The sequence below is a fragment of the Vibrio sp. 10N.222.49.C9 genome, from assembly GCF_041474985.1.
In the GTDB taxonomy this organism is placed as follows: domain Bacteria; phylum Pseudomonadota; class Gammaproteobacteria; order Enterobacterales; family Vibrionaceae; genus Vibrio; species Vibrio crassostreae_C.
The window spans coordinates 237,777-257,813 of the sequence record NZ_JBFRVD010000022.1 but is presented as its reverse complement, the minus strand read 5'-3'; the positions used below and the strand labels follow the sequence as shown (position 1 = coordinate 257,813).

17 protein-coding genes and 1 pseudogene are annotated in these 20,037 nt (G+C 44.5%); 2 read left to right on the top strand and 16 right to left on the bottom strand.

What is annotated here, in order from left to right; translation table 11 throughout:
* Positions 1-98: 98 nt before the first annotated feature.
* Positions 99-359 (bottom strand): DUF5062 family protein, encoded by a 261-nt coding sequence (locus AB4585_RS10435; RefSeq protein WP_065677671.1) that lies wholly within the window; start codon positions 357-359, stop codon positions 99-101.
* 448 nt (positions 360-807) lie between these two features.
* On the opposite strand from AB4585_RS10435, the gene AB4585_RS10430 reads away from it, so the two are divergent.
* Positions 808-1,023 (top strand): hypothetical protein, encoded by a 216-nt coding sequence (locus AB4585_RS10430; RefSeq protein ID WP_372169758.1) that lies wholly within the window; start codon positions 808-810, stop codon positions 1,021-1,023.
* Positions 1,024-1,178: 155 nt separating this feature from the next.
* On the opposite strand, the gene AB4585_RS10425 is transcribed toward AB4585_RS10430, so the two are convergent.
* Complete coding sequence (locus AB4585_RS10425) at positions 1,179-1,835, bottom strand: QnrS family quinolone resistance pentapeptide repeat protein (protein ID WP_372155145.1); 657 nt, start codon at positions 1,833-1,835, stop codon at positions 1,179-1,181.
* Between the two features lie 319 nt (positions 1,836-2,154).
* Here AB4585_RS10425 and AB4585_RS10420 point away from each other — a divergent pair, with 319 nt between their 5' ends.
* Positions 2,155-2,745, top strand: coding sequence for a TetR/AcrR family transcriptional regulator (locus AB4585_RS10420; RefSeq protein ID WP_372155143.1), 591 nt, complete (start codon positions 2,155-2,157; stop codon positions 2,743-2,745).
* A 107-nt stretch (positions 2,746-2,852) separates the two neighbouring features.
* Here AB4585_RS10420 and AB4585_RS10415 read toward each other — a convergent pair.
* The 14 genes and pseudogenes from AB4585_RS10415 to AB4585_RS10350 form a co-directional block, all read right to left on the bottom strand.
* Positions 2,853-4,099: pseudogene (locus AB4585_RS10415) on the bottom strand (anaerobic sulfatase maturase).
* A gap of 119 nt (positions 4,100-4,218) precedes the next feature.
* Positions 4,219-5,964: an arylsulfatase gene (locus AB4585_RS10410; RefSeq protein WP_372169756.1), complete on the bottom strand. Its 1,746-nt coding sequence runs from the start codon at positions 5,962-5,964 to the stop codon at positions 4,219-4,221.
* 93 nt (positions 5,965-6,057) lie between these two features.
* Positions 6,058-6,489: a tetratricopeptide repeat protein gene (locus AB4585_RS10405; protein ID WP_372155139.1), complete on the bottom strand. Its 432-nt coding sequence runs from the start codon at positions 6,487-6,489 to the stop codon at positions 6,058-6,060.
* Between the two features lie 161 nt (positions 6,490-6,650).
* Positions 6,651-7,844, bottom strand: coding sequence for an iron-containing alcohol dehydrogenase (locus tag AB4585_RS10400; protein WP_371714240.1), 1,194 nt, complete (start codon positions 7,842-7,844; stop codon positions 6,651-6,653).
* Positions 7,845-8,060: 216 nt separating this feature from the next.
* Entirely contained in the window at positions 8,061-8,504 is a 444-nt protein-coding gene (locus tag AB4585_RS10395; protein WP_372155137.1) for a hypothetical protein, read from the bottom strand.
* 72 nt (positions 8,505-8,576) lie between these two features.
* On the bottom strand, positions 8,577-9,992 hold the full coding sequence (locus tag AB4585_RS10390) for a coniferyl aldehyde dehydrogenase (protein ID WP_372155135.1): 1,416 nt from the start codon (positions 9,990-9,992) through the stop codon (positions 8,577-8,579).
* Positions 9,993-10,280: 288 nt separating this feature from the next.
* Entirely contained in the window at positions 10,281-10,763 is a 483-nt protein-coding gene (locus tag AB4585_RS10385; protein ID WP_017632044.1) for a MarR family winged helix-turn-helix transcriptional regulator, read from the bottom strand.
* A gap of 361 nt (positions 10,764-11,124) precedes the next feature.
* On the bottom strand, positions 11,125-12,336 hold the full coding sequence (gene choV / locus AB4585_RS10380) for a choline ABC transporter ATP-binding protein (RefSeq protein ID WP_371714243.1): 1,212 nt from the start codon (positions 12,334-12,336) through the stop codon (positions 11,125-11,127).
* Positions 12,337-12,338: 2 nt separating this feature from the next.
* The gene (gene choW / locus AB4585_RS10375; protein WP_060980753.1) at positions 12,339-13,181 is read right to left on the bottom strand and encodes a choline ABC transporter permease subunit; all 843 of its coding nucleotides are present in this window, start codon (positions 13,179-13,181) and stop codon (positions 12,339-12,341) included.
* 95 nt (positions 13,182-13,276) lie between these two features.
* Positions 13,277-14,248, bottom strand: coding sequence for a choline ABC transporter substrate-binding protein (locus AB4585_RS10370; RefSeq protein WP_229647607.1), 972 nt, complete (start codon positions 14,246-14,248; stop codon positions 13,277-13,279).
* A 145-nt stretch (positions 14,249-14,393) separates the two neighbouring features.
* Positions 14,394-16,106, bottom strand: a complete 1,713-nt coding sequence (betA, locus tag AB4585_RS10365) for a choline dehydrogenase (protein ID WP_372155133.1) — start codon at positions 16,104-16,106, stop codon at positions 14,394-14,396.
* A 72-nt stretch (positions 16,107-16,178) separates the two neighbouring features.
* Positions 16,179-17,639 (bottom strand): betaine-aldehyde dehydrogenase, encoded by a 1,461-nt coding sequence (betB, locus tag AB4585_RS10360; protein ID WP_372155132.1) that lies wholly within the window; start codon positions 17,637-17,639, stop codon positions 16,179-16,181.
* 131 nt (positions 17,640-17,770) lie between these two features.
* Positions 17,771-18,373: a transcriptional regulator BetI gene (gene betI / locus AB4585_RS10355; RefSeq protein ID WP_372155130.1), complete on the bottom strand. Its 603-nt coding sequence runs from the start codon at positions 18,371-18,373 to the stop codon at positions 17,771-17,773.
* A 430-nt stretch (positions 18,374-18,803) separates the two neighbouring features.
* Positions 18,804-19,901, bottom strand: a complete 1,098-nt coding sequence (locus AB4585_RS10350) for an alpha/beta hydrolase (protein ID WP_102393797.1) — start codon at positions 19,899-19,901, stop codon at positions 18,804-18,806.
* Positions 19,902-20,037 lie beyond the last annotated feature (136 nt).

Genomic DNA, 20,037 nt, shown 5'->3' with positions numbered 1-20,037 from the left:
CGCTAATCCGCGATGAACCTATTTTTACTGCTCCATAAAGCAAAAAACCCAGCGAAAAATCGCTAGGTTTCAAATATAAAAAATGAGGTAATACAAGTTTACTTCAAAGGGTCATTGTCAGGAAGTGCATTATGAAGCCAGAGTGCTAAACGCTTCTTGATGTTCGCACCATCAAGCTTGCTCTCAGGGAGAGGTGTGATCTGATTGACTTCAACAAGGAACAAGTACACCGCTTTAACCTTTATCGGTTGGGATGAATTTGGCAAATCAAAACCTTGTAGCTTAGCCATCTTAAAACCGACTTCAACTGCTTTTTTTACCAGCTTATCTTCATTAATGATCTTCGCGGTTTTCGACATATCATCTCCATCATCTTTATCGAATGAATATTGAGTATATCAAACCGAAAAATTCACAAGATTACTTCGCTCTCAATTTGAGGAGTCACTTTGATAAATAACATAAAACGAATAACAGGCTCTAGGATGACTCTAATTCGCTTGATAGTTACGCCACCAATACCTGTACGCAAACGGTCTCTTAACAGAACACTCAATAAATGAGATCTTAAGTCAAAAAACAAAAATTCGAATAATATTTGACTTAGCATTCCAAAGAATACGGAATATTATGATGTTCATTTTGAAAGTTAAAATTCAATAAAAGATCAATAAACTGCTGTTATTTAACTGGTTTAATACTAATTCGACTTAGATCATATTTACAACCAATTGTAACCAATTGTTATTTACAAAATACTCACTAAGAAAATAGAATAAAACCACTAATTTTATACTGGTGTTGAAAATGCGTTACCTCTGGGCTTCATTCTGTCATAAAAATTCAATTCCGGGTCGAATTGTTCATATCCTTGTTATGTTGATAGCGCTAGCTTCTATCACCATTCCATTGATTTCAAAAGACGCCACAACCATCTTAACTTCACTGTGTGCTGCTCTAGTCTGTTTCGTCGTTTTTGTCTTCTTTGCGCTCGCCGACAAAATGCGTTCAGGTATGCATTAATCAACCCTATATTCGCCAAGCATTCTCTTTTCTAAACATCATTATAAAATGCATGCGACCAAATACGGAAAAGCCCAAAGTTATTAGCTTTGGGCTTTTCTTCTATAGCGAAATCTTACATATTCCAAATAGCCTGCCGTTGGAAATTACAGCTATCAATCGGGCATGACCACAATACCCATGGTTTCAAGCAGTTGCTCTTGCTGCCAAGCAACGATTTTAATCCCCGATGTGTCTACCTTGCGAGGATCTAACCCTTCTAATTCAGCATGGCATAAATTAGCACCTTGCATACTGAATTGCCCCCATACATCTTCCGAGAACACACCTCGGCTGAGATCAGACTCTTTCAGTGACGCGCCGCCAAGGTAAGTGCCTATCCAACGGTTCTCAAACAGCTCACACTTCTCTAAACAAGCTTGTTCAAAATTGGCGTATGACAGATTACAGCCCGTAATATACGCAGAGCAAAAGTACATTCTATTGCTTACCTGATTGGCAAAGTTAGCGCGAGTAAAGTTCGCCCCTTTCAGGTCACAATCACGTAACTCAATACCGTAGCAATTCGCGTTGCTAAAATTCGCCATCGCCAACTGACAGTTCTGAAAACTTGCATCACGCAAATCTGCAACATCGAAGTGGCATCCCTCAATATCGCCTTGTTCGATAAACTTACAGTTAATAAACGTTGCATCACGTAAGTTCGAACGTCTGAAATCACAACGGATAAACGTACAGGCTGTAAATGTAAGCTCTGATAAGTCTTGCTGAGCAAAATTGTGGTGATGATAAGTGCTGTTATTGGTGTCCATTTAGCCCCCTAAAGAAATTAATCTAAGACTATCATTGCGATCTCAAGAAAACACCAAATTAAAAACCAACAAAAACAGCAACTTAAAACACCCCAATTTAGCCATTTTAAGGCACCAAACAAGCCCTATAAGGTTGTTATTTTCGTTTTATAGCATGCGCTTATCTTGAAAAAAGTTTTATCGCTTAGAAGTGTAAGCAAGAGAAAAATCAATTTGACGAAACGAGTCAATTATTGACCGTGTCCTAACGCGCTAGACTGGACGGTTGGTATGTTGCTCGTTACACTATTCCTCATTCTCAGCATAAAGAGTAAGAACAATGAAAGACATGCGACAAGCTATGCTCGATGCAGGGTTTAGCCTTATTAATGAACACGGGTTTGCTGGTGTTGGCCTGATGAAAATCATCAACCAAGCGGAAGGCACGAAGGGTTCTTTTTACCACTACTTTAAATCCAAAGAGCACTTTGGTGAGGTCCTTCTTACTAACTACTTTGATGAGCATCTCGCTAAGCTGGATGACTTTTTAAGTGATGAATCGCTTTCTCGTCGTGATCGCGTTAAAGCCTATTTCGAGTTTTGGTGTGCATCGAAACTGACTGAAGACTTCAATATCCAATGTCTTGTCGTAAAACTGGCGGGAGAAGTAGCTGGTTCTGAAAACCCGTTGCAATCGACCATGGCAGAAGGCGCAGAAAAGATCATCCTGCGTATGGCGAAGCTGTTTGAAGAAGGCAATGAGGCTGGTGATTTCACTATCGCAGAGCCAGAATCGCTATCTCGCACGCTTTATGGCTTATGGCTAGGCTCAACGCTTATGGCCGCTATGCAGCGCAATCGTTCGATTCTAAACAATGCCATGGATGAGACCATTCTTGCCATGATCTCGGCACAAGAATCGGCTGACTAAATACCCCCGTAACCAAAAACCAAAAACCAAAAACCAAAAGGCTCGCACAATTTAGCGAGCCTTCTATCTAACTTAAATCTTGATTGAATCCATTCACGCCTACTCCGCTACCCCAGACGAGACGCAATATTATTGGCTTTGAGTAAGCCCTTAATAACCGGGTCGATATGCTTGAAGAAGCTCAGCCAACCTTCACAGAGATAATTTAACCCCGCCTCACCATCTCGGCTTGTGATGATACGGTTTTTAGGGCATTCGCCATGACATGCAAATTTAAACTCACAGGCTTGGCATTGTTTCGGCAGAGACTTTTGTTTGGCGAACCCAAAACGCTGCTGCTTTGGCGAAAAGGCTAAAGTTGAAAGTGCTTGTTCCTGAATATTACCTAACTGAAATTCAGGAAAGACATAATGATCACATGAGTACACATCGCCATTGGGCTCAACCGCTAAACCTTTGCCGCAGATCTCACTCAGCGTGCACATGGTGCTTTCTCTGCCCATCCATACACCGACAAAATTTTCAAAGTACGGCACTAACACTCGACCAAAATCGTGTTCGAACCACTCATCAAAAATGGTAGTGAGGAACTCTCCCCATTGCGCAGAGCCGACACTCCACGGTTCAACCTCACCTGATACAGGAATGATCGCTTGTTGGTTGCTCAACCATTTATTGTTGGTATGAGCCTCACGCTTATCGACCACAGGAATAAACTGCAATTGCTTCGAACCCACTTCATCGCGTAGAAAGCGATAGACCTCTAATGGATACTTACCTGTCACATCATTCACGCAGCTTAGAGTCGCGAACTCGACGTTATGTTGTTTCAAGTAGCGAATGCCACGCATTGTTTGAGAAAAAGTGCCTTTGCCTGCACGGTTAGTTCGGTAGTGATTATGTAGGTGCTCTGGTCCATCAATACTGACGCCAATGATAAAGTCATTGTTCTTGAAGAACTCGCACCACGCATCATTCAATAACGTTCCGTTGGTTTGAAGGTCATTGCTGATCTTACTGTGGTTGGGACAATATTTTTCTGCAGCTCGACGACCTTTTGAAAGTACTCAATCCCCAACAAGGTAGGCTCTCCAGCATGCCAAGAAAAGATGATTTCAGGCGTGTTCTGCCCCTCTATGTACTGTTTGATATAACGCTCTAACAGGACTTCATCCATCGTATATTGAGAGCCTTTTGGGTATTCAAGCAGCTGCTGTTTTTCTAAATAATAGCAGTAGGTGAAGCTGATATTACACACCGCCCCAATCGGTTTTGCTAGCGCTTGAAGCTTGCTGTGTGCTTTGCCATTGAACTGTGGAATTGAACTCAAGTTTGATAGCGATAATGTCGTCATGAAGAGTGCCTCGATGTAAAAGTTATTGTATTAGCCAAAACAATTCGTAATTCCTTTACACGGTGTTCATCGACCAACCAAGCTTAATGGCATTAGGTTGGCCGAGTGGTTCATTTCCTCTATTTCACGTTTTCAAACGGATTCCACGCTTCGTCAACCGGGACGATGTTTTGCGCTTTTTCGTACTCTTGATATTCAGCGACCATTTCAAGGAACAGATCTGGCATTTGATTTCTCAAGTCATGTTGCTCAGCAGGGTCTTTCTTGGTGTTGTATAAGTGCCATTCACTGTCACCGCCCATACCGGTAGAGATTCGAATGATCTTGTAATCACCTTTTAGCAAAATCCCGCTACCAAACAATTCAAATGGAATCGCATTATCGGCACTGTGCACCTCTGCCGTTTCACCTTTGAAGTAAGGCAACAAGCTCACACCACTCATCGGCGCGACTTCTCGACCTTGATATTCCGTTCCTGGATGCTCTACCTCTGCAATTTCAAGAATCGTGGCTGCAATGTCTTTCACTTGTGATAAGTCGTCTGTTTGAGTTCCCGGTTGCAACGCATCTCCACCTTCTAAAAGCGCTTTGGCTGGCTTAACGATAAACGGCACACGGATGCCGCCCTCTGCTGTGTAAGCTTTGTACCAAGATAGGCCGCCGGTTGAAGCGCTTGCCCACTCAGGACCAAGTGACACACTGGAGTTCGCCTTACCTAAGTTTTCGGTCGAATTATCGAAATGATGAGCGGTCCACGTTCGGATCAGGTCACTGATGTTTTCACCGGTAATATCCGCCGCTTCTGGGCCGTTATCCGCTAGATACATGATGTAGGTATTATCGTATTCCCCGATTTCTTTCAGATAATCGACTATCTGACCGACTTGTTGGTCCTGCATCTCCATCATGCCCATTGCGACAGCCATTTTCTTGCCGTACCACTTTTGTTCTTTCTCAGAAAGCGAGTCCCAAGGGCGGCTTAATGAATTACGTCCTGAGATATCAGCCTCTTTAGGAATCACGCCCATCTCTTTCATGCGTTGGAAACGATCTTCTCGAACCGAGTCCCAACCATGTTCAACGTAGTAATCGACTTTATCTTGATAGGCAGACTCAGGCGCTTGCAGTGGCAGGTGAATACCGGTGAATGGGACGTAAGCGAAGAAAGGCTTGCCGTCGTCTTTTTTGCTGTCGATCATCTTGATGATCTCGTTGGTGTAAACTTGGTCTGAGTATTCGCCTTTGTATTTATCCTCAACCACTTCACCGTTGCGGTAAGTTGGCTCAACTTCAACACCGGGAATATCGCCTTTTTGCAGCGCATCCGCTGTCGCAGCGTTTTTGGCTCGGAACATCATATCTCGGTTAAAGTGATTCGAACCGCCCGCTAAAATACCATAACTCTCACCAAAACCTCGATCATCAGGTAGGAAGCCATCCTCGTGCCCCAAATGCCATTTACCAGAGAGGTAAGTGTTATAGCCGCTCTCTTCAAGCAACGTGGCGACCGTAACACCTTTCTTAGTGAGGTAACCTTTATAACCCTGCTTACCAATAGCGCCCGGATAGACGGCATAATCAAAGGTGCCTAGCCCAACCTCGTGACTGTTTGCTCCGGTTAGCATCATAGAGCGCGTTACCGATGAGGTTGGTGACGCGTGAAAGTTAGTAAACTTAACCCCCTCTTCAGCCAGCGCCATTAGGTTTGGGGTATCCGCTTCTGAGCCATAAGGCTGTGTATCGGCAAAGCCCACATCATCGCCAACAATAACAACAATATTCGGTTTTTCTGATTCAGCCGCAAGAGCAGCACTGCTTGCCGCAGCCATTGCAGTGAAGACTAAAGATTTCTTGAATGTCTGCATAAGACGTTCTCCAATTTCTGTGATTAACTTGTTTCAGTAATTAACTTTTCTGCGAGTAACTTTTTCTGTGAGTAACCTGAGTTAAGATTTGAATTAATGCGCGGCTTGCGACATCCAATGTAATAAGTCGAGCGCAGGGTCATACTCTTGAGCTGCTGCCATACCAATCCAGGTGACAGCTTCCGCTTGGCTCACTTCAACGCCACTTCCAGAGAAATACATCAGGCCAAGCTGAGTTTGAGCTTCAGGGCTACCTTTACTCGCGGCGGTCTCGAACCATTGAGCAGCTTTATCATCGTTCTGCTCGACGCCCTCTCCGCTCAGATATAAATAAGCGACAGAGAGCTGGGCATCCAATTGCCCTTGGTAAGCTTGATCCAACAGTTGCACGACATCTTGATGCTGCTGCGATTGAACCATAGTGGCCAGGTTCTTAGAGCTTTCGCTTCCAACGCTTGCTTTGGCAAAAAACACAGCAGCCAAAACACCAGTCAGAATCACGGTAGTTAAACGTTTATTGATCATTTATTTCCTCCTCGGGAATAAAAGTCACAACGTCCCTGTTGAATGGATTAGGTGAAAATCAGGAATGGCGCGATAATGCACAAGCTAGACAGCAATACGTTTTCAATCTTCATGGTGAGTCCTCGGTGTACAATTAATGACTAAATCTTCTCAGCAACTAACTAGATGGATTTTTCTATAATCTGTTCAATCACTTGCTTTGAAATTGGGTAAAACTGGAAGCAAATATCTTTTTCAATTGCTTCGGCAATATTGACCTTCTCATTATCATCAAACTCCCAGCTACTAAAGCGCTTCATCGCTCCGACACGAGTTTGGAAATCGTTTAAAAAGCCCAACACTCTCTGGTAAACCATCTCGTCGGTACCTGTGCAATCAACCGAGAACGCTTGGGCTAATTTGAATGCGTTTGGCATATAGAATTCAGGCAAAGCTTCAATCACTACCGGCATCAATACCGTGTTGGCGTCGCCATGAGGGATATGGCTAATCGCACCAAAGGCATGAGCACAGTTGTGGATTGGGATACCGCCCAATGAAGAGTAGAACGCAGAGATTGCCATGGTGCTAGCTTGAAGAAGATTGCCGCGTGCCGTGAGATTTTCAGGTTCCTCAAGTGCCACGGGTAAGTTTTCAACAATCAATTTTGCCGCTTGGATACCGTAAGCATCGGTAAAAGAGTTGCTCATTGGCGAAACAATCGCTTCAACCGCATGTGTAAGTGCATCCATCGCAGTGGAACGAGTAAGGTGAGCGGGTAATTTAGTCGTAACCGTTGGATCAAGAATCGCAATGTCAGCTTCTAAACCAGACGCAACCAAACTTGCCTTAATGTTTTCATGCTCGTTGTAAAAAACAGCAATCGGAGAAGCTTCTGCGCCCGTGCCTGCTGTTGTTGGTACCGCAATGTGAGGCACTCGAATGTCTTCGTTATTTGGCCACACTTCCATAAAGCCACCGCCGGCAATCACAGTGCGGATATCATCAATCTGTTTATGAAGTGCGTATTTCACGCCTTTCGAAGCATCAATCACACTACCGCCACCGACTGACAAAATAGCGTCTGCATTCAAGTTGTTCGCAAACTCAATTGCAGAGTTAATGTTGTCGCACGTCGCATCCGGAGCAATGTCGGTATACACGCCGACGAGTTGCGCAGCATCTTGGCTAGCTTCCGGATTAACAAACAGTGCCGAGAATTGCTCAACAAAGCCCAACGATTCCAAGCCCTTATCAGAAAAAAGCACGACTCGCTTCGCACCCAATCGAGCAAACAGAGACGGAATATTTTCGATACCGTTCTCCTGAGCGTGAACAATGGTTTTCAGTTGAAAATTAAAATTATTGGCTGTCATGGTGTTTACCTCATTTCTAGTTGATGACTAAACAATAACCAAAACAAACCGGTCGGTCTAGAGCGTAAATGTCAAAGATCTGTCAATTAAGATCTTTATGGATCATTGCCCCAAAACGAAAAAAGCCCGCAAATGCGGGCTGTAATCATAAGTAAGCTATTGATCATTAAAGAAGTGTCATTGACTCACCCTGAGCAACTCACAAACGGTTAACGATTAACGAAGGTAAGCTGGGACCTTACTCTTATCTCTAGTGAGGTAGTAGTACAGATAAACCAAAGAATAAACGGTCACAAATCCATCGAGCGCAAACACGCCGCTCCAGCCATAGAACCACTCATAATCGTTGATACACACGTTGTATAAGAAGATGCCAACAAACATCGACTTCTCAAATGCGCTGTAAATCATGGTTGAGGTACGCAGCGATTTGTACTTCGCCGAGAACATCAACAACACACCAATACAGCCAACCACCACACCCCAGTGTTGATAAGTACCGAGCAAATACTCTTTGTTTTCCATCATGGTATCGTTGTACGAGAACAGCGTCTGCATACTCCAATCAGGCGCTAGGAAAGTGGAAAAAGCCGTCGCCGTTAAGAAACCTGTAATCATCAAATACGATTTGATCGTACGTTCAAAAAAACGTTCCAACATAAAAGTAACCTCTTAAAATAATTTCGTGAAAATAACTTTTTGAAAAATAAACAGTGTCATACCAACAGTGATTTACTGGCCAAGCATGCCCATCACTGCGGTTTTTAATTCGTTGTCTTCTTTTGAAAACAGATGCTTAACGCGGTGATCTAAACCTGTTTCCAACACAGTTTTAGCGTGAGAGAAAGTGATAAACCCTTCTTTACCGTGATAATTGCCCTGGCCTGATTCGCCAATGCCACCAAACGGCGCGTCATCAACCGCTAAATGGAAAACACAGTCATTAATACACATGCCACCGGAGTGAACTTGGTGCTTAACCTGAGCCTGTAAACTCAAATCAAAGCTCATCAGGTAGAGTGCTAACGGCCTTGGTTTGCTATTGATGACTTGGAACGCCTCTTCGATATTGCGATACGTAATCAAGGGTAATAATGGGCCGAAAATTTCTTCGTTCATCACTTTGGATGACAGGCTTGGTTCAACGATCAAATGTGTCACCAATCGATGAGTATCTAGGTCCATCGCTTCGTCATGGCAAGCAACGATTCGTGTCCCAGCTTCCTGCTCTTCATTCAATAAACCAACAATACGATCACATTGGCGAGGGTTAATGAGCGAGGTTAAACTCTCAGAGTAGATCCCTTCATCAAACAATAATTGGTACTGTTTTTTATACTCAAGAATGAAGGCTTCAAGCTTCTCTTCAGGGAGTAGCACGTAATCTGGAGCAACACACACTTGACCGTTATTTAGGCTCTTACCATAAATGATTCGCTCAACAGCAAGATCGACTGGCATATCTTCAGCCACGATAACCGGCGACTTTCCACCCAGCTCAAGCGTGACAGGAGTTAGCGTATCAGCCGCTGACTTCATCACTTGGCGACCCACTTGGGTTGAACCCGTAAACAGAAGGTGATCAAACGGCAACGCCGAAAATGCCGCGGCAATTTCAACCTCGCCCTCAACAAGACATACCTCGTTGGCATTGAAGACTTCATCCAATAGTTGTCTTAAAACGTGATTGGTTTCTGGCGTAAATTCACTCATCTTGATCATGGCGCGATTGCCCGCTGCCAAGGCTGAAATGAGCGGGCCTACGGATAACATGATAGGGAAATTCCACGGGGCAATGATCCCCACTACGCCTTTAGGCTGATAAACCACTTCAACACGAGAAGTTGAAAGCAAAGGACCGGAGTGGCGAATTGAAGATGTCGACCAATGTGGCAAACACTCGATGGTGTGATCGATATTTCCTAAACAAGGAAGTATGTCGGCCATCAAAGTATCTTGTCGGCTGCGGTGACCATAGTCCTCACTTACCGCGGCACACAAACGGTCTGTGTAATCGATCAGAGCAGATTTCAGCGCAAGCAACTGTTCTATTCTCACCGACACAGTGGGCATCGGGTCATCTGCAAAAGCTTCCTGCATAGTCTTCAACGTCGCTGTCATTTGTGTTGCCGTCAATTCATGTTTCATACATCACCTCATGGTTAGGAGAGGCACACAATAATACACAACAAACCGGTCGGTCTAGTATTATTTTGTCAGAGAATCGTCAAAGCGTTTATGAAATAAGTGAATAAACGTTAAACAAATTAAAAATCAGAAAGCTTGGGAATTTAAAATCGAAAGGAGTAATTGGAAGACAGTTTGGACTGAAATAGTCAAAGGGATAGAGGCTACAAGATCAAAAATGGCCGCTTAAAGCGACCACTAAATATTATTCTAATTTATTGTTTTAAAACAATTAAATAATCTTCCTGACTAGCTCTTGGCAACGTTGGCAATGCCTTCAAGCTGTAGCACTGGGGCAGCATCGATGTCTTCTGCGTTCATCATTGATGATACGCGTTGCATCGAGGAAAGCAGTAGGCTCTGCTCCCACGGTTCTAGGTTTTGGAATTTTTTAACGAAGTTATCTTGCAGCGGCGGTGGCGCATTGTTTAGCAGCTCTTGGCCTTTTTCCGTCAAGTTCGCATGCACTTTACGACGGTCTGCAACACTACGGATACGTTGTACGTAACCATTCAACTCTAGGCGATCGATGATCGTCGTGGTTGTGGCTTGGCTTACATTGGTGTGATTCGACAATTCTTTGATCGTCACATTACCCATTTCTTGGATTGCTCTCATTAGAATTAATTGAGGGCCAGTCAAACCATACTCTTTACTCAGCTTTTTCGAGTGTAAATCGATAGCGCGAATAATTTGTCGAATAGCGACCAGGATTTCGTCATGTTTGTCCAAGATGCAGACCTTTGTACTAATATACTGTGAGTGGTTTTACAGTGTCGAAGCGAAGAACTCTCATGAAATCGGAGTCAGGACCGCTCAAATTACACTGTAAATTGATAAATTACGTCATTAATTTTTCCGCATTGTACTGATGTTCATACTATTCTCAATCTTTTCTATGCCTCTGAATTTGCGCAGGGCAACACTTTTGCTCAATGAGTCACGATTTTCGCTCTTATATCGGCTAACAAGGTAACAAAAAGCCAGAAGTCGTTAACAAATAAAAAAGCAGAGCAGTCAAATAGGTAGGGAGGTTGTGATGGCCCCACTACCTATTAAATGTTTCGATATCTGACTATTTTAGTTCAAAAGACTAAGCAGCATTATTTAGTTGAAAATTACCTGTCAGCGCGTTGTAGAACTCGCTATTATCCAAGATCCCAACCAATTGATTGTCTTCAACCAGCAAAATCGGATGGTTACTGATCTGCTTGAGCTTGATCGCATCACGCATGCCAATTTCAGGGCTTGTGACCACGACACTCGACGCGCTGATCGCCGCTAAGTCATCTGACTCGCTCCACTCGACAAGCGCCAAAGTCGATTCACCTTTGACCGATAAAGCACCTTCACTCTGTTCAATCCAAAGGTCTTTAGAATCGCAGATCTTCCAGCTTTCATTCTCTTGCGTCAGTGAATCAAGAGGCTGCATCAAAGAACGACCTTTAAGCACATTCAACGGGTTGGTGTGAGCAACAAAGTCCTTCACATATTCTGTTTTCGGCGTCAGAACGATCTCTTCAGGTTTACCGTGTTGAATCAGTTTGCCTGACTCCATGATCGCAATGTTATTGCCAATTTTCAGAGCTTCATCTAGGTCGTGACTCACGAACAGAATCGTCTTGTTGAGTTTGTTTTGCAGCGTGATCAGTTCATCTTGTAGTTGAGCTCGAATCAATGGGTCAAGCGCTGAGAACGGTTCGTCCATCAATAGAATGTCAGTGTCCATGGCAAACGCTCGTGCCAAACCGACACGTTGCTGCATACCACCAGAAAGCTCATGCGGGAATTTCGTTTCCCATTCGGCTAGGCCGACCATTTCTAATTGTTCACGCGCCTTAGCACGACGAACATCTTTAGCGACACCCTGCATTTCAAGACCAAATGCCACGTTGTCTAATACGTTAAGCCATGGCATCAAAGCAAACTTTTGGAACACCATTGATACGCGGTGAGTACGAAGATGACGCAGAGTCGCTTCATCACACTGTGCTAAATCGACTTGTTGGTCACCGTCTTTGATTGTTAGTGAACCACGGCTGATCTCATTCAAACCGTTAACTGCGCGAAGCAAAGATGATTTACCAGAACCAGACAAACCCATCAATACACAGATCTCGCCTTCTTCCACCGTCAGCGATACATTATCCACACCAACAACTTGCCCTGTTTCATCAATGATCTCTTGGCGAGTTTTACCTTGGTCGAGTAGATCAAGCGCTTGATTGGCTTTGTTACCAAACACAACATCAAGGTTTTTAATGGCAATCGCGTCCATTGGCTTTTGTTCTTGAGAGATAGACATGATTAAGCTTCCTTCTGGTTTGGTGTTTTGCACAAGCGGTCAAGAATGATTGCAACTAAAACAATCGCTAATCCGGCTTCAAAACCTTGTGAGATGTTCACTGTGTTCAATGCACGAACAACCGGTTTACCAAGTCCGTCAGCACCGACAAGAGCGGCGATAACCACCATCGAAAGCGACAACATAATACATTGGGTTACACCCGCCATGATGCTTGGCAGAGCGGCAGGTAATTCAACTTTGAGCAGTAACTTCATGCGACTTGCACCAAAGGCTTTACCCGCTTCAATCAACTCTTCAGGGACTTTCGTTACCCCTAAGTAGGTCAAACGAATCGGAGCAGCTATCGCGAAAATAATGGTCGAGATTAAGCCAGGAACGATGCCCAAGCCGAATAGAACCAGAGTTGGAATCAGATACACAAACGTTGGAACGGTCTGCATTAAATCCAAAATTGGGCGCAACATCGTATAGAGCCAAGGACGATGCGCAGCCATGATGCCAACCGGTACGCCAATTAATACGGAAATCGTTGTCGCCGCAAAGACGAGAACAAAGGTTTCCAGCATTTCTTGCCAGTAGCCGAGGTTAAGAATAGTCAGCAAAGCCGCGACCACAAAGATCACCAGCGAAGGTTTACGGTGTAAGTACCATGCAATCGCAGCAGTCATCACGATTGGCAGTGCAGGCGGCATCCACTTAAATACATCGACTAAAAACATAATGACGGTTTCTAAAAAAATCGAAATAGCGTCAAAGAATCCTGCTGCATTGATTGTTAGCCAATCAACACCCGCTTCCATCCATTGTCCGACAGGGATTTTGTTTTCCGTAATAAAATTCACAATATTGCCTTTTATTATGGGCGGGCTACTTCAAACCAATCGATAAATTGGTAAGCCCACCTTTATTATTTATGTAGCTGTTGAGATAGGTAGAACTAAGCTTTAACTTGTTTTAGGTATTCAGTAACCGCTTGAGTCGCTGATTCACCTTTATGCGTTTTTACGTTGTCTAACCAAGCTTCAACTTGTTGAGGGTTATTGTTCAACCATTGTTGAGCCGCTTTTTCTGGCTTCACTTTTTGGTTAAGAATCTCTTCCATCAACTGATTTTCCATCTCTAGAGTGAATTCTAGGTTTTGTAGAAGTTGACCGACGTTTGCACACTCAGACAGGTAATTTGAACGAACGTTAGTATAAACATTCGCGCCACCGTAGTTAGGGCCAAAGAAGTCGTCGCCACCTGATAGGTATTCCATCTCAACATTGCTGTTCATTGGGTGCGGTGCCCAACCAAGGTAAACGATCCACTGGCTACGACGAGCAGCGCGAGATACTTGCGATACCATGCCCGCTTCACTTGATTCCACTAGGCTGAAATCTTTCAAGCCAAACGCGTCAGAATCAATCATTGATTGGATTAAGCGGTTACCGTCGTTACCCGGCTCGATGCCGTAGATGCGGTCTTTAAATTTGTCGGCATGTTTTGCTAGGTCTGCGAAGCTTTTTACGCCAGAGTCGTACACATATTTTGGTACAGCTAGTGTGTATTTTGCGCCTTCAAGGTTGGCACGAACGGTTTCAACCGTGCCCGCTTCACGGTACTTAGCAATATCGCCTTCCATGGTTGGCATCCAGTTACCTAGGAATACATCAATATCGCCGTTCGCCATTGAAGAGTAAGTCACCGGTACTGAAAGTAGGTCGGTTTTGGTTTGGTAACCAAGGCCTTTTAATAGTTCAGAAGTAACGGCGGTTGTTGCGGTAATGTCAGTCCAGCCTACATCAGCGAAGCGAACGTTTTCACATTGCTGTGGTTCAATAGAAGCGTTAGCACCAAATGCAAATGAACTAATGGCTAGTGCTGTTAACGTTTTCGTGGTCATGTTCTGAATATTTAGAGTCGTCATAATGGTTCCTTTTTATCTTTCCTTTTTCTGCTCGATATCAACACCGATAGAGAGCAGTTCTTCTGACTTTTGACTAATTTTTGTTGTTACTTTTTGCTTTTTCTATGTTTGAACTACTTTCTATTTTTGAACTAATAACAGAGGCTTACGCTTCTCTTACTGGTTTATTTATTCTTTGCTTCTCTTGCCACTCAGGTGCAATCCACACTGGAACGTCCTGCGCTTTGAGCATCGGCTTACCTAAAATCAAATCGGAAGCACGCTCAGCAACCATAATGGTCGGGGCGTTCAAATTGCCGTTTGGAATGGTTGGGAAAACCGATGAGTCGACAACACGTAAGCTGTCGATACCGCGAACGCGACACTCTTCATCAAGCACCGCCATTGGGTCGTTATCTGAACCCATTTTGCAGCCACAAGAAGGGTGATATGCACTTTCAACGTTCTGCTTAACCCATTCATCAATCGCTTCATCAGAAGTAATATTTAGACCCGGCTGAATCTCTTTGCCTCGGTACACATCCATCGCAGGTTGAGACAAAATCTCACGCGTCAGACGAATACAATCGCGCCAATCTTGGCGATCTTGTTCAGTCGAGATGTAGTTGAAAATGATCTCTGGCTTGGCATGCGGATCAGCAGAAGTGATCGCTACCGTACCGCGACTCTCTGGCTTGTTAGGCCCAACGTGTACTTGGAAACCGTGACCATCAAAGGCCGCTTGCCCGTCGTAACGCATCGCTGCTGGCAGGAAGTGATATTGAATGTTTGGCCACTTCAATCCTTTGCGAGAACGAATGAACGCGCACGATTCAAAGTGGTTAGTGGCACCAAGGCCTTTACGAGTCAGAATCCATTCCGCGCCAATCATGCCCTTGCTGACCAAGCCAAGCTTGCTGTTGAGCGTGATGGGTTCGTTGCAGTGATATTGGAAGTACACTTCTAGGTGATCTTGAAGGTTTTCACCGACACCGCTTAGTTCGTGTTTAACTTCAACGCCGGCCTTTTCAAGCACGGCTTTCGGGCCGATACCAGAAAGCTGCAGCAGTTGAACCGAGCCAATAGAACCCGCAGAAGAGATCACTTCTTTGTTCGCCACAGCCACCTGGGTATTGCCTGACTTTTCAAACTCGACACCAACCGCTTTCAAGCCTGATTGACCTTCTAAGTCTTGTGCTTCAAGTAAGAAACGACGCGCCACGATACCTTTCTTCAAGGTCAGGTTTGAACGCTTCAATGCTCGACGTAAATAAGCGTTAGAGGTTGAGGCTCTAACACCCTTGTCTACCGTCATATGCATAGTGCCGAAGCCTTCTTGCTGGTAGCCGTTGTAATCGTTGGTTTCTGGGTAACCAGCGTCTTTACCTGCATCGATGAATGCTTGGTAAAGCGGGTTAAGCTCCATATCGTTACCATTACAAGTGCCGACAGGGCCATTGTCACCACGGTATTCATCACCGCCTTTGTTCCATGATTCAGCACGGCGGAAGTAAGGCAAGCATGCTTGATAGTTCCAACCCGCTGCACCCTCTTCTTCCCATTGGTCAAAATCACACGCGTGGCCACGAACATAAACCATGCCGTTGATCGATGAGCTACCGCCTAACACTTTGCCACGTGGGCAGTGCAGTTCACGTCCATCAAGGCCCGGTTCTTTCTCTGTTTCAAATTGCCAAGCGTACTTTTCAGTATTCATTGGGTAAGAAAGCGCGGTTGGCATTTGGATAAAAATACTCTTATCCGTGCCACCAGCTTCCAGTAATAAAACGCTATGTTCACCGCTTTCCGTTAGCCTATCCGCTAACACACAGCCGGCCGAACCCGCGCCGACGATAATATAATCGTAGCGTTGTTCCATGTTTTGATTTCCCTGAGATGAGTCAGTAGGGCTAGCTCTGTTAAGCTAACCCATAAAATTGAGTGTTACGCGTTAGGCATAAGGGCTGGCGTAGTCGCCAAGTTCAATAAGAATGCTCTTAGTCTGCGTATAGTGAAGTAGAGTTTCTGGTCCATTTTCACGGCCAATACCCGAAAGCTTGTAACCCCCAACTGGCATTTCTGCTGGTGAGTCACCCCACGTATTAACCCAACAAATACCCGCCTGCATTTGGTGAATAACACGGTGCGCACGAGAAAGGTTTTGCGTGAACACACCAGCCGCAAGGCCGTACTTAGTATCGTTAGCACGACGAATCACATCGTCTTCGTCCGTAAACTTCAACACCGACATAACAGGGCCGAAAATTTCTTGCTGAACGTGAGGCATGTCGTCATGGCAATCTGTGAATACCGTAGGAATAACAAAGTTGCCGTTTGCTAAGCCGTTATCTGTCACTTGATAGCCGCCCGTCAGCAAGGTTGCACCCGACTGTTTTGCCAGCTCAATCGCTTCGAGAACTTTTGAAAGGTGTTCTTTAGAAATCAACGCGCCGATCTGAGTCTCCATATCCATTGGGTTACCAATGATCAGCTTCTCAGTGCGTGTTTTAAGTTGGTCGATGAATGCGTCATAGATGTTTTCGTGTACATAAACGCGAGTACCGTTGGTACACACTTCGCCTTGGGTGTAGAAGTTAGCCACCATCGAAGCGGAAACCGCATCATCCAATTTCGCATCATCAAACACGATCATTGGTGACTTGCCACCAAGTTCCATGGTGACTGATTTCAGCGTCTTAGCGCTGTCTGCCATTACCGCTTTACCGGTACCGGTTTCGCCCGTGAACGATACTTTCGCGATATCTGGGTGCGCCGTTAGCATCTGACCAACACGGTAATCGCCCTGAACCACGTTGAACACGCCATCAGGAAGACCAGCTTCGGTAAAGATCTCAGCAAGCTTGAGCGCTGTGAGCGGCGTTTCTTCTGAAGGTTTGAAAATCATCGCGTTACCCGCGGCCAATGCCGGAGCTGATTTCCACATCGCGATTTGAATGGGGTAGTTCCACGCACCAATGCCCGCACAAATGCCTAGCGGTTCGCGGCGAGTGTAGAAAAATTGAGATTCACTCAGCGGTTGTTGGTCGCCTTGTAGCGTTGGTGCCAAGCCAGCAAAGTATTCAATAACATCAGCGCCAGACGCCACATCTACTTCAATCGCTTCTTGCAGCGGCTTGCCCGTATCAACAACCTCAAGGTTTGCAAGGTCATTATTTCGAGCTCTAAGTATTTCCACTGCCTTCAAAAGAATACGGCTGCGTTCCACAGCGGTCATTGCTGACCATACCGCAAACCCGCGCTTCGCAGATTCAATAGCACTGTCGACATCCGCTGAAGATGCTTGGCCTAACGTCGCGATAGGTTCACCGTTGGCAGGGTTAATGCTATCAAAGGTTTCACCAGAGGTTGCTTTAACCGCTGCGCCATCGATGTATAACGAGTTCATTTCCATTTGAGATTCTGACTTAATTATTGTTATTAGACTCTACTGGTCTATATGTGAGTATTGGGTGCGAATAGTGGTCGTTCTAGCTCTTGCTCTAGACCTAGGTTTAGGTTTAGGTCTAGCGCTGCCACTGCGATCTATTGGCTGTGACACGAGTAGAACGTAAGTTGTTTATCTAGATAATCATTGATGATGGCACGCGCCTTTTGAGCATCGATACCATCTGGGTTTAATGTGCCTCTCAGCCACAAACCATCAATCAGAGACGCAATCCCGTGAGCAACGAGATCCGCTTGTTCATGATTCAAAATACCTTTCAACTCAAGACGTAAGTGTGAAATCAAACGTTTTTCATTCACACGTTGCAGTCTTTTCAGCTGCTCGTCATGCATTGAATATGACCAAAATGCCAACCACGCCTTCGCGACCTTATTTTCTGCTTGGTAACCTTCGAAGTTACCATCGATGATCGCGTTGATTCTCTGTTGGTGATCATCAACAGGAAGTGCTTTTAGTGACGTGGTGATGGTATTAGAAAGTTGGCGAAGGATTTCACGCATGGTCTCTTCGAGCAGCCCATGCTTCCCGCCAAAATAGTGATTAATAATGCCAGTGGAGACTCCCGCTTCTTTGCTGATCAACGCAATACTCGCGGCATGCAAACCCACTCGATCAATCACCGTCATGGTGGCTTGAACAAGCTGTGGTTTACGTATATCAGGCATCCCAACCTTCGGCATTTCTCAGTCCTTTTATTTTATATTGAACGTTCAGTTAAATATAAAATGACAGAAATTTAGTTAGGGTTCAAATGATTATTTAAAACAAACTTGTAACAATACAGCATTCAAAACAACAAAAATCATTATGGAACAACAGCTTAAATATCATTTAGAGCACTAACGAAAACAATTAAAGATTTGAGGTATGATAGTTATTGGTCAAATTTTTTTGCTTAGAAAGTTCAAGAATCAATCAGTGAGAGTCCTTGTAGAAACTTTTTGGGGAGGGAGTGGAAAGGAAGTATCAAGGAATTTTCATACTGAAATTTAAGACAAGGAAATCCACAATCAACACAGGTAACGAATCAAAAAATGAACAAAAAAGGTTGGCGACAACAGCGTCATCACCAACCTTCTCAGTCGTTTCTAATGTTATTGCAAGCCTAAGCTACTCAATGCGTGTGATGAAACCGTATTTATCTGACTCAGCCTTAGTCACCCAGTGTTCGCCAGAAGCCGGAGCAGAATCCAACGTGAAGATATAGAAGTCGATTCCTTTGTCTCCCATTACCTTTTTAAAGTAGGTCGCTTGCTTGCGATGGCTTTCGTTCGTGTATGGGAAGTCTTTGGCTGTTTTATCATCCTCAGCCCAACTGTGCACACCAACCTGCTTATTAAGCTCAATGGCTTTAGTGGTATCTGCTCGTTGCAAAACTCGTGGGTTACCCGCAGCGAAAAGATCCGTGCCGCCAGAGAACACCGACCCCGTAGGCGTTACGATCGTCGTCATGTTGTTACTGTGGATCATGCGACCGGTGTACATATTGATATCATCGTCGGCACTTCCACCAATATGGTTGGTAAACTTCAACGTCATCTCACTGCCTTGATACAATTTCACGATATCAAAAAGCTGAGAATAGGTTGATGCGCCTAGAGTGGAAGTAATGCGATCAACAGCGCCAGTCTCGTTGAGCACATCACGGTAAAAAGCGTTGAAAGCAAACGAGGTGGTTATCGTTACCTTGTTCCCACTTTTAGTGTTACTCAGAATGGTAGACCCAAGGCTAGTCACGTATTGAACCAGTTCATTGTGATACTCAAGCTCGACGGGCTTATGAGTATTCGTCGTCGTGTTAATTAACGTGGTGTCATTGCCGATTGAGCGTTGAGCCGCACCACAATCAAACACGTCCAAACCCTTGCTCTCTGTGTAGATACCGCAGCTATCAAATCCTGCATCAGGGAGGTACAGATCCACACTTTGACCTAAACTATCCGCAAGCCTAACCACTTTTTGCTTATCACTAATATCTTCCGCAAACAGAACGATTTCATACTGCACACCGTTGTAATCAAGTTTTATGGATTCTTGGACCTCTTGTCGCTCTTTATACAACTCACCCAGTTTCGCTGATGAAAATACGTAATCCGCTTGAGGTTTTGCTTGCACTTTGGTGGCAGCTTTACCTGAGTTAGAGCTTGAATTACAGCCCGCTAACAGAATCAAAGGTAACGCCAGTAATGCATTTCTATAGTCGTTCATACCGTTATTCCCAAAATGTTTGATGAGAAAATTCTATTGTTTAGCGCTGAATTTATCTGTCGTGGAAATGTATGAGAATGTCGAGCCTATTTGAACGATGTTTTTTATTTTCCTATAAATGCCAATTCATCATTGA

Bases quoted from the DNA above. Each gene is read 5' to 3' on its own strand.
- betB (WP_372155132.1), bottom strand. From the start codon at position 17,639: ATGGAAATGAACTCGTTATACATCGATGGCGCAGCGGTTAAAGCAACC.
- AB4585_RS10410 (WP_372169756.1), bottom strand. From the start codon at position 5,964: ATGCAGACATTCAAGAAATCTTTAGTCTTCACTGCAATGGCTGCGGCA.
- AB4585_RS10390 (WP_372155135.1), bottom strand. From the start codon at position 9,992: ATGAAACATGAATTGACGGCAACACAAATGACAGCGACGTTGAAGACT.
- AB4585_RS10405 (WP_372155139.1), bottom strand. From the start codon at position 6,489: ATGATCAATAAACGTTTAACTACCGTGATTCTGACTGGTGTTTTGGCT.
- AB4585_RS10400 (WP_371714240.1), bottom strand. From the start codon at position 7,844: ATGACAGCCAATAATTTTAATTTTCAACTGAAAACCATTGTTCACGCT.
- AB4585_RS10370 (WP_229647607.1), bottom strand. From the start codon at position 14,248: ATGACGACTCTAAATATTCAGAACATGACCACGAAAACGTTAACAGCA.
- AB4585_RS10425 (WP_372155145.1), bottom strand. From the start codon at position 1,835: ATGGACACCAATAACAGCACTTATCATCACCACAATTTTGCTCAGCAA.
- AB4585_RS10430 (WP_372169758.1), top strand. From the start codon at position 808: ATGCGTTACCTCTGGGCTTCATTCTGTCATAAAAATTCAATTCCGGGT.
- AB4585_RS10395 (WP_372155137.1), bottom strand. From the start codon at position 8,504: ATGTTGGAACGTTTTTTTGAACGTACGATCAAATCGTATTTGATGATT.
- choV (WP_371714243.1), bottom strand. From the start codon at position 12,336: ATGTCTATCTCTCAAGAACAAAAGCCAATGGACGCGATTGCCATTAAA.
- AB4585_RS10435 (WP_065677671.1), bottom strand. From the start codon at position 359: ATGTCGAAAACCGCGAAGATCATTAATGAAGATAAGCTGGTAAAAAAA.
- betA (WP_372155133.1), bottom strand. From the start codon at position 16,106: ATGGAACAACGCTACGATTATATTATCGTCGGCGCGGGTTCGGCCGGC.
- AB4585_RS10350 (WP_102393797.1), bottom strand. From the start codon at position 19,901: ATGAACGACTATAGAAATGCATTACTGGCGTTACCTTTGATTCTGTTA.
- AB4585_RS10420 (WP_372155143.1), top strand. From the start codon at position 2,155: ATGAAAGACATGCGACAAGCTATGCTCGATGCAGGGTTTAGCCTTATT.
- betI (WP_372155130.1), bottom strand. From the start codon at position 18,373: ATGCCGAAGGTTGGGATGCCTGATATACGTAAACCACAGCTTGTTCAA.